This window comes from Streptomyces sp. NPDC029216 (assembly GCF_040648015.1).
Taxonomy (GTDB): Bacteria; Actinomycetota; Actinomycetes; order Streptomycetales; family Streptomycetaceae; genus Streptomyces.
This window is the reverse complement of sequence record NZ_JBEZWL010000220.1, coordinates 1-8,546: the sequence shown is the minus strand read 5'-3', so window position 1 is coordinate 8,546 and position 8,546 is coordinate 1. Positions and strand designations below refer to the sequence as shown.

Here is an 8,546-nt window from a genome sequence, read left to right as displayed (position 1 = left end):
CGTACCCGGTGGCCCCCGTCACCCGGGGGTCCCGCCGGGGCGGCGGGAGGGGCGCGGCGGGCTTGTCCAGCCGGGGCGGCGGGACGTCCGCGGGGGCCGCCTCGGGCGCCACCGGGGGCCCGGCGGGCGCGGTGTGCGCCGCCCGGGGGCCCGGGAGCAGCGGCGGGTCCTGGTCGCCGACCATGACCGACGCCGAGCGGAAGCGCTGGTCCAGCGTGTCCCCCGGGTCAGGTCCGGATCCCGCGTCCGGGTCCTCGTACAGCTTCTGCCACCAGTCCTCCGCGCCCTGCTGACTCATGCCCTCATTGTCGGCCCCCTCGGGCGGCGGAAAACCCCGAATGCGCGAAAAGGTCCCCCCGGAGAGGGAGCCTCGGACACCCCCGGCCGCACCCCGGCAGCGGCTCCACCTTGGCAAACGGGCGGGGGGTGTGGCGAAGATGGCCCGGAACGGCTCTGAGAGTGGGGGTGTACGGGTTGCTGGGGGCAATAGGCCTGGACGAGGGCCAGGAGTCGGCGTACCGCGCGCTGGTGGCGCTGGGGGCGGCGGAGGTGCCGGACCTCGCCCACCGGCTGACGCTGCCGGTGGCGCAGACCGAGCGGACCCTGCGGCAACTGGAGCGGCACGGGCTGGCGGCGCAGTCCTCGGCCCGTCCCGGCCGCTGGGTGGCCGCGCCGCCGGGGGTGGCCCTGGGCGCCCTCCTCACCCAGCAGCGGCAGGAGCTGGAACAGGCGGAACTGGCCGCCGAGCTGCTGGCGCGCGAGTACCGGGCGGAGGCCGTCGAGGCGGCGGTGCACGACATGGTGGAGGTGGTGACGGGCGCGAGCGCGGTCGCGCACCGCTTCCACCAGATCCAGCTGGGCGCGGTGGACGAGGTGTGCGCGCTGGCCAGCGCCCGGCCGCTGGTGGTGTCGGGGATGGACAACGAGCCGACCGAGGAACAGGCCTCGGTACGGGGGGTCGCGTACCGGGTGGTGATCGAACGGGACGTCCTGGCCCTGCCCACCGGTATCCGCGAAGCGTCGACGGCACTGGTGCGGGGCGAACGGGTCCGGGTGACGGACCGGGTCCCCACCAGCCTGGTCATCGCGGACCGCACCCTGGCCATGGTCCCGCTCACGGCGCGCGGCGCGGAACCGGCGGCGCTCGTCGTCCACGCCTCGGGCCTGCTGGAGTCCCTGCTCGGGCTGTTCGAGGCGGTGTGGCGCGAGGCGGTGCCCCTGCGCCTGGGGACGACCGGGGGGCCGGAGGAGTCGGGCGGCGTACCGGACAGCACGGACCTGGAGATCCTGACCCTCCTGCTGGCCGGGATGACGGACGCGAGCGTGGCCAAACACCTGGAGCTGGGCCTGCGCACGGTCCAGCGCAGGGTCAAGGGCCTGATGGAGATGGCCGGCGTCACGACCCGGCTCCAGCTGGGCTGGCACGCGTACGAACGGGGCTGGGTGGCCCGTTAGCAGCGCCTCGGGCACGCTGAGCGCATGGATCTGCCTCAGCTGTACCTGGTGGGGCTGGTCCTGCTGCTCGGGGTGCTCGGCGTGCTCGTTCCGGGCGTGCCCGGGACCTGGCTGGTCTGGGCGGGGCTGCTGTGGTGGTCGATGCACGAGCGGACGTCTGCGGCCTGGGCCCTGCTGGGGGCGGCGACGGCCCTGCTGCTGGTGGTCCAGGTGGTCAAGTGGCAGCTGCCGCCGCGGCGGCTGCGCGGGGTGGGGGTCACCCGCCGGATGGCGGCGTACGCGGGGGCGGGCGCGCTCCTGGGCTTCGTGCTGATGCCGGTGGTGGGGGCGGTACCGGGGTTCCTGGGCGGCGTCTACCTGTGCGAGCGGCTCCGGCTGGGCTCGGACCGCGAGGCCCGGGCCTCGGTACGGGCGGTGATGCGGGCGGTGGGGACGAGCGTGCTGGTGGAGCTGATGGCCTGTCTGATGGTGGTCGCCGGCTGGATCGGTACGGTCCTGGCGACCTGACCACCATGACCGAACCCTACAAATCAGTGATCATGAATCCATTGATCATCTCGCTCATGAGGCAAGCACCTCCTTGGCACAGTGGTTGGACAAGCAGTCAGACGACTGTGGAATGACCACAAGGGGGATCCGTCATGGGTCAGGGCATCACCGGAGTTTCCGTCACCGGCATGGGGGCCACCACCCCGCTCGGCGGCGACGCGACCAGCACCTGGCAGGCCATGCTGCGCGGCGAGAACGGGATCCGCGCACTGGACGAGGACTGGGCCGCCGCGCTGCCGGTGCGCATCGCCGGGCGGGTGCGCCAGGACCCGGCCGAGGTACTGGACCGGGTCCAGGCGCGGCGCCTGGACCGGTGCGAGCAGCTCGCCCTGGTCGCCGCCCGCGAGGCGTGGGCCGACGCGGGGCGGCCTCAGGTGGAGCCGGAGCGGCTGGCGGTGGTCATCGGGACCGGCACCGGCGGGGCGCTGACCCTGCTCGGGCAGGACGACGTCCTGGAGGCCTCGGGGGTGCGCAAGGTGTCCCCGCACACCGTGCCGATGCTGATGGCCAACGGCCCGGCGGCCTGGGTGTCCATCGAGCTCGGCGCGCGCGGCGGCGCGCACACGCCGGTCAGCGCCTGCGCCTCCGGCGGGGAGGCCCTGGCGCTGGCCCTGGACCTGATCCGGCTCGGCCGGGCGGACGTGGTGGTGGCCGGCGGTACGGAGGCCTGCATCCACCCGCTCCCGCTGGCCGGCTTCGCCCAGGCCAAGGCCCACTCGACCCGCAACGAGGACCCGGCGGCGGCCTCCCGCCCCTTCGACACGGGCCGCGACGGATTCGTCATCGGCGAGGGCGCGGGGCTGGTCGTCCTGGAACGCGCCGAGTTCGCGGCGGCGCGCGGGGCCCGGGTGTACGCGCGGCTGGCGGGGGCCGGGGTGACCTCGGACGCCCACCACATCACGGCGGCGCACGCGCCGGGGCAGGTACGGGCGATGCGGACGGCCCTGGCCGCCGCCGGGCTCGCCCCCGCCGACGTGGCCCTCGTACACGCGCACGCCACGTCGACGCAGGCGGGCGACCTGGTGGAGGCGCGGTCCATCGCCGAGGCGGTGGGCGGGCACCCCGCGGTGACGGCGACGAAGTCCATGACGGGGCACCTGTTCGGGGCGGCGGGGGCGGTGGGGGCGATCGCCGCGGTACGGGCCGTGTACGAGGGGGTGGTGCCGGGGACGCGCAACCTCGATGCCCTTGACCCTTCGGTGGGGCTCGACGTGGTGGGGGGGGGGGGGCGGCGCATGCCGGTGCCGGCGGCGCTGGCCAACGCCTTCGGCTTCGGCGGCCACAACGCCGCCCTCCTCTTCACGTCCGCCTGACCCCGCGGGGCCGCGGGGCACCGCTGCGCGGAGCGCTCCCCTACCCGCCCTTCCCCCGTTCCCCGGGCGCTGCCCGGACCCGCGCCCCAAACGCCGGCGGGGCTGGAGGTGGCGGCGAGGCTGGATAGTTCCCGGCCACCCCCGACCCCGCAAACGCCCGGCCAGGGCAACGGCCGCCCCCGTAAACGCCCGGCCAGGGCAGGGTCAGGGTCGGCCGCCCCGCTTCGCCGCGTAGTTCGCGCGGCCCTCCGCCGACTTGACGCGCCAGTCGCGGCGGATCTCCGCCCTCAGCCGGGCGTCCGTCTTCGCGACGATCCGCTGGTTCTCGCGCAGCAGCTTGCGGTAGCTCTCCAGGCGCCGCTCGGGGAGCGTGCCGTCCTCCACCGCCGCCTGCACCGCGCACCCCGGCTCCGCCTCGTGCGCGCAGTCGTGGAAGCGGCATGAGGCGGCGTAGTCCTCGATCTCCGAGAACACCTGCACCACCCCCGCCTCCGCGTCGAAGAGCCCGACGCCCCGCAGTCCCGGGGTGTCGATCAGGACACCGCCGCCCGGCAGGGCGAGCAGGTTGCGGGTGGTCGTGGTGTGGCGGCCCTTGCCGTCGACCTCGCGGGTGGCCTGGACGTCCATGACGTCCGCGCCGAGCAGCGCGTTCGCCAGCGTGGACTTGCCGGCGCCGGAGACCCCGAGCAGCACGCTCGTGCCGTCCCCGACGACCGCTGCGAGGACGTCCGTGCCCTCCCCCGTGTGGGAGGAGACGGTCAGGACCTGGACGCCGGGAGCCGTGGTCTCCACGTCCTGGACCAGGTAGGCGAGCGTGGCCGGGTCCGGGACCAGGTCGGTCTTGGTCAGGACGATCAGCGGCTGGGCGCCCGACTCCCACGCCAGCGCGAGGAAGCGTTCGATCCGGCCGAGGTCGAGCTCGCCGGCCAGCGAGACCGCGATGATCGCGTGGTCGACGTTGGCGGCGAGGATCTGCCCCTCGGAGCGCTGCGAGGAGGTGGAGCGTACGAAGGCGGTGCGGCGCGGCAGGTACGCCTTCACGTAGCGCGGGTTGCCGGTCGCCTCGACGGCGGCCCAGTCGCCCGTGCAAATGACCCGGAGCGGGTCGTGGGGGGTGACGAAGGCGGTGTCGGCGCGGATGACGCCGTCCTCGGTCATGACGTCGCACTGTCCGCGGTCGACGCGGACGACCCGGCCGGGGAGGAGTCCCTCGGCGGCGTAGGGCGCGAACTCGGTGGCCCAGGCCTCGTCCCAGCCGAAGGCGGCGAGGGCGTGCGGGAGGTTGGAGCCGGTGGAGCGGGTGGAGCGGGTGGAAGCGAGAGTCAAGGGGAACCCTTCACAGGGTGGCCCCGGCAGCGCACGCTCGGCGGCGCGCGGAGAGGTATGAGGTCAGCCGGAGACCACAGGGGCGGAAACGACGATGAACTCCTGAACGCGGGCAACACCCGTCACCGTGACAGTCATCAACGTCCTCACCTCCTGCTGGGCACATTCCTCGGCGAGCCAACTCGGCTCTCCCGGAAGGCGGCTGGCCGCCGCGCTCCCTGACTCCCGAACGATAACCCGGCCCCGGCGGACCGCACCACCGATTTAATTTCCGGCAGCCAGACCGTGCCGGTAGGCGTAGCGGACGGCCTGGGCACGGTCGCGGACGCCGGTCTTCGCGAAGAGGTTGTTGATGTGCGTCTTGACGGTGGACTCGCCGATGGTGAGCCGCCGGGCGATCTCGGGGTTCGAGTGCCCCTCGGCGATCAGGGCGAGCACCTCGCCCTCACGCGCCGTCAGGCCGTCGGGCAGCTGGGCGCCTTGGGGCCGGCGCGGCGGTTCGGCGGCGCCGACGGCCGCCGCGACCAGGCGTTCCTGGGCCGCGCGGCCGAGGCTCGTGGCGCCCTCGCGTACGGCGGCCAGGGCGCGGGCGATCTCCTGCGCGTCCGCGTCCTTGGTGAGGTAGCCGCGGGCGCCGGCCTTGAGGGCGTCCAGCACGGAGGTGTCGTCGCTGTAGGTGGTGAGAACGACGACCCCGGTCCCGGGGTGGTTCTCGGTGATCAGCCGGGTGGCCTCGACCCCGTCCATGCGGGGCATGCGCAGGTCCATCAGGACCACGTCGGGGGCGTGTTCGGCGACGAGCCGGACGGCCTCGGCGCCGTCGGCGGCGGAGGCGACCACCTCGGTGCCGGGCAGCAGGCCGAGCAGCAGGACGAGCCCTTCCCGGACGACGGTCTGGTCGTCGACGACGAGGACCCGGGTAGGGGGGTGGGGAGCGGTCATGGTGTGAGGGGTCCTTCCAGCCGGACGCGGAAGCCGGTGCCGTGCGGCCCGGCGTCGAGGGCGGCTCCGATGAGCTCGGCCCGTTCGGCCATCCCGACCAGGCCGTATCCGCCGCCGGTGGCGGCGTGCGGGGCGGGGCCGGTGCCGCCGGAGTCGGTGACGCACAGCTCGTAGCGGTCGCCGGGGCAGGCGAGGGTGATCTCCACGTCGGCGCCGACGGCGTGCTTGCGCGCGTTGGTCAGGGCCTCCTGCGCGGTGCGGACGACGGCGAGGGCCGCCTCGGGCGGCAGCGGGCGCGGTCCGGCGTCGACGGTGAGGGCGCACGCGGCGCCCGTCGTACGGCGGTACTCCTCGGCGAGGGCGGCGAGGGCTTCCTGCGGGGCGGGGACGTCGCCGCGCAGCACGGCGACGGCCCGGCGGGTCTCCTCCAGGCCGCCCTTGGCGAGGGCGCGGGCCCGCTCGACGAGGACGCCGGCCTCCTCGTAGCGGCCGGCCTCCAGGGTGAGGCGGGCGCTTTCGAGGTGGATGAGCTGGGCGGAGAGGGAGTGCGCGAGGACGTCGTGGACCTCGCGGGCCACGTGGGCGCGCTCGGCCAGCAGGGCGCGCTGCCGCTCGGACTCGGCTGCGGCGCGCCGGGACCGGCCGGCGCGGACGTACGCGTACATCCCGCAGAGGCCGACGACGTTCCACAGTTCGACGGGGTCGCGGCCGCGCAGCACGGTGACGGCGGCGACGGCGGCCGTCCCGGCGCCGAGGAGGACGGCCGCGGCGACGGCCCCGAGGCGGGCGGCGGCGAAGCCGCACACGGCGAAGACGAGGACCACCCACGGGGTGGCGGGCGCCAGCAGGCCGGTCGCGCAGGCGGCGGCCAGGGCCGCGCCGAGGACCCCTGCCGCGACCCGGGGCCGGTCGAGGACGGTGAGGCCGAGGATGGTCATGCCGAGCCCGCCCAGCCCGACGGCGACGGCGGCGGCGCCGGGCGGGGGCGTGAGCAGCCCGTGCACGAACCAGACGGCCAACGCCACCTGGACGGCGACCCTGACGTGGGTGTTCGTGAGCGGGGGCAGGGTGCGTGGCATCGGCATCCCTGCCCACTGTAGCCAGCGGCCCCCTCCGGACCCGGGCGGGCGGACCGCATGCCGTCCGCCGCCTCACGCCGCGGCGGGGATGCGGCGGGAGCGGGCGGCCAGGGCCAGGCCCTGGGCCAGGATCCAGCCCGCGAGGGTCAGCAGCAGGGCCCCGTTCCGTACGGGTACGCCCGCGGTGTGGCCGAGGAGGGCCAGGCCGGCCCGGGTGGCGAGGGAGAGCCCGAAGAGGGCGAGGACCATGTTGTTGCCCTTGGCCCAGAGGGTGCCGTCGGGTTCGCGCCACAGGGTCATGGCGCGTCCCATCAGGAGGCCGATGCCGAACGCCACCGCGATCTCGGCGGCGAGCAGCATCACGCTGAGCACCGGGTGGGCGGGGGCGACGAGGCCGCCCTCGGCCACGCCGATCACCATCAGGACCGCGGGCAGCACCCAGAGGCGGTCCCGGTCCTTGACGGGCCGCCCGCCGAACCTGCGTACGAGGACGAAGACGACGACCAGGGCGATGACGAGAACACGTGCGATTTCCATGTCCTTCACGCTAGGAACGGGCCGGGCCCGTGTGATCGGCGCCGGGGTGGATCCCGGGTGGAGGTTCCGTCTCCACCCACGGGTGGAGACGCGGCCGGCGGGGGGCGCCCGTGTCCGTTTCCTTCAAGACCGTGGGGCCGGACCCCGCCTAGCCTGCCGCCATGACTCCACGACTCGACATGATCGGCCTGGTCGTCTCCGACATGGCCGCCTCGCTCGCCTTCTACCGCCGCCTCGGGCTGGACGTCCCCGCCGACGCGGACGGACAGCCGCACGTCGAGGCCGTCCTGCCCGGCGGGCTGCGGATCGGCTGGGACACCGAGGACGTCGTCCGCTCCTTCGACCCGTCCTGGACCCCGCCGTCCGGCGGGCCGCGCCGCGAGCTCGCTTTTCTGTGCGGATCCCCCGCCGAGGTGGACGCGCTGTACGCCGAGCTGACGGACGCGGGGTACGGGGGGCACCTGAAGCCCTGGGACGCCTTCTGGGGGCAGCGTTACGCGGTGGTCCTGGACCCGGACGGCTGCCAGGTCTCGCTGTTCGCACCCGCGGCCGCCGGGGGCGCCTGAGCCGCCGCCCACGCCCCCAGCGTGGTCCCGGCCAGGGCGCGGACCTCGCGGGCGAGGTGGGGCTGGTCGGCGTACCCGGCGGCGTAGGCCACCTCGGCCTGGGGCAGACCGCGCCGGGTCAGGGCCAGGGCCCGCTGGAGGCGCAGCACGCGGCCCAGGGTGCGGGGGCCGTACCCGAAGGCGTCGAGGGAGCGGCGGCGCAGCCGGCGTTCCCCGAGGCCGACGGCCGCCGCGACGGCGGAGACGGGCTGCCCGGCCCGGAGCCGGGCGGTGACCTCGGCGAGGAGCGGGTCGGGCGGGCCCACGGCGTCGAGCCGGGCCCGGGCCAGCGCTTCGAGGCCCGCGCGGGGGTCCTCGTACCCGGCGGTCCGCCCGGTCAGCGCGCGCACCTCACGGGCGGGCCAGAGGTCGGCCAGCTCGACGCGCCGGTCGCGCAGTTCGTGCGCGGGTACGCCGAGCAGGGCGGGTGCGGTGCCGGGGGCGAGGCGCAGGCCGGTGAAGGTGCGGCCGGGGACCTCGCCGGCGGGGTGCGGGCCGGTGTCGGGGCCGGCCACCAGCAGCCGGCCGTCGATCCAGAGCAGGTCCATGCAGCCGTCGGGCAGCACGGCCCCGCCGGGGCCCCGGGCCCGCCAGACCACGGCACCGGGGACGACCCGGGACGGCGCTTCCTCGTACACACCGCCAGCCTAGGGTCTGTCGTCAAAGTCCCGTCGTCGCCCGGAGGGCGGCCCCGCGGCGTCTGGTGCGTGCTCTCGGTGCGCCGGGCGCAAGACCTCGTA

At 75.5% G+C, this 8,546-nt stretch carries 9 protein-coding genes and 1 pseudogene; 4 read left to right on the top strand and 6 right to left on the bottom strand.

Translation table 11 applies throughout. The annotated features are described in order from the left end of the window. Positions 1–298: pseudogene (locus AB0F18_RS37175) on the bottom strand (hypothetical protein); the annotation flags it as partial. A gap of 176 nt (positions 299–474) precedes the next feature. Between AB0F18_RS37175 and AB0F18_RS37170 the strand changes: the two are divergent. The 3 genes from AB0F18_RS37170 (at position 475) to AB0F18_RS37160 (ending at position 3,317) form a co-directional block, all read left to right on the top strand. After that, entirely contained in the window at positions 475–1,455 is a 981-nt protein-coding gene (locus AB0F18_RS37170; protein ID WP_362069345.1) for a helix-turn-helix domain-containing protein, read from the top strand. Positions 1,456–1,479: 24 nt separating this feature from the next. Continuing rightward, a complete protein-coding gene (locus AB0F18_RS37165; protein WP_362069342.1) occupies positions 1,480–1,962 on the top strand; it encodes a DUF456 domain-containing protein in 483 nt (160 codons plus the stop codon). A gap of 134 nt (positions 1,963–2,096) precedes the next feature. Then, positions 2,097–3,317 carry a beta-ketoacyl-[acyl-carrier-protein] synthase family protein gene (locus tag AB0F18_RS37160; protein ID WP_362069339.1) on the top strand — a complete coding sequence of 407 codons (1,221 nt, stop codon included), beginning with the start codon at positions 2,097–2,099 and terminating at the stop codon, positions 3,315–3,317. 204 nt (positions 3,318–3,521) lie between these two features. Here the strand turns inward: AB0F18_RS37160 and rsgA are convergent, their stop codons facing one another. The 4 genes from rsgA to AB0F18_RS37140 form a co-directional block, all read right to left on the bottom strand. Then, positions 3,522–4,643, bottom strand: a complete 1,122-nt coding sequence (gene rsgA, locus AB0F18_RS37155) for a ribosome small subunit-dependent GTPase A (RefSeq protein WP_362069336.1) — start codon at positions 4,641–4,643, stop codon at positions 3,522–3,524. Positions 4,644–4,907: 264 nt separating this feature from the next. After that, complete coding sequence (locus tag AB0F18_RS37150) at positions 4,908–5,585, bottom strand: response regulator transcription factor (RefSeq protein WP_362069333.1); 678 nt, start codon at positions 5,583–5,585, stop codon at positions 4,908–4,910. After that, positions 5,582–6,670, bottom strand: a complete 1,089-nt coding sequence (locus AB0F18_RS37145; protein WP_362069330.1) for a histidine kinase — start codon at positions 6,668–6,670, stop codon at positions 5,582–5,584. Before AB0F18_RS37145 ends, AB0F18_RS37150 begins: the two co-directional genes overlap by 4 nt. A 66-nt stretch (positions 6,671–6,736) precedes the next feature. Beyond that, on the bottom strand, positions 6,737–7,201 hold the full coding sequence (locus AB0F18_RS37140; RefSeq protein ID WP_362069327.1) for a hypothetical protein: 465 nt from the start codon (positions 7,199–7,201) through the stop codon (positions 6,737–6,739). A gap of 161 nt (positions 7,202–7,362) precedes the next feature. On the opposite strand from AB0F18_RS37140, the gene AB0F18_RS37135 reads away from it, so the two are divergent. Beyond that, a complete protein-coding gene (locus AB0F18_RS37135; protein WP_362069324.1) occupies positions 7,363–7,767 on the top strand; it encodes a VOC family protein in 405 nt (134 codons plus the stop codon). Here AB0F18_RS37135 and AB0F18_RS37130 read toward each other — a convergent pair. Beyond that, the gene (locus tag AB0F18_RS37130; protein WP_362069321.1) at positions 7,695–8,444 is read right to left on the bottom strand and encodes a helix-turn-helix domain-containing protein; all 750 of its coding nucleotides are present in this window, start codon (positions 8,442–8,444) and stop codon (positions 7,695–7,697) included. The two genes, AB0F18_RS37135 and AB0F18_RS37130, sit on opposite strands and share 73 nt — an antisense overlap. Positions 8,445–8,546 lie beyond the last annotated feature (102 nt).

Coding starts and splice junctions, on each gene's coding strand:
- AB0F18_RS37140 (WP_362069327.1), bottom strand. CDS start 7,201: ATGGAAATCGCACGTGTTCTCGTCATCGCCCTGGTCGTCGTCTTCGTC.
- AB0F18_RS37145 (WP_362069330.1), bottom strand. CDS start 6,670: ATGCCGATGCCACGCACCCTGCCCCCGCTCACGAACACCCACGTCAGG.
- AB0F18_RS37135 (WP_362069324.1), top strand. CDS start 7,363: ATGACTCCACGACTCGACATGATCGGCCTGGTCGTCTCCGACATGGCC.
- AB0F18_RS37160 (WP_362069339.1), top strand. CDS start 2,097: ATGGGTCAGGGCATCACCGGAGTTTCCGTCACCGGCATGGGGGCCACC.
- AB0F18_RS37165 (WP_362069342.1), top strand. CDS start 1,480: ATGGATCTGCCTCAGCTGTACCTGGTGGGGCTGGTCCTGCTGCTCGGG.
- AB0F18_RS37150 (WP_362069333.1), bottom strand. CDS start 5,585: ATGACCGCTCCCCACCCCCCTACCCGGGTCCTCGTCGTCGACGACCAG.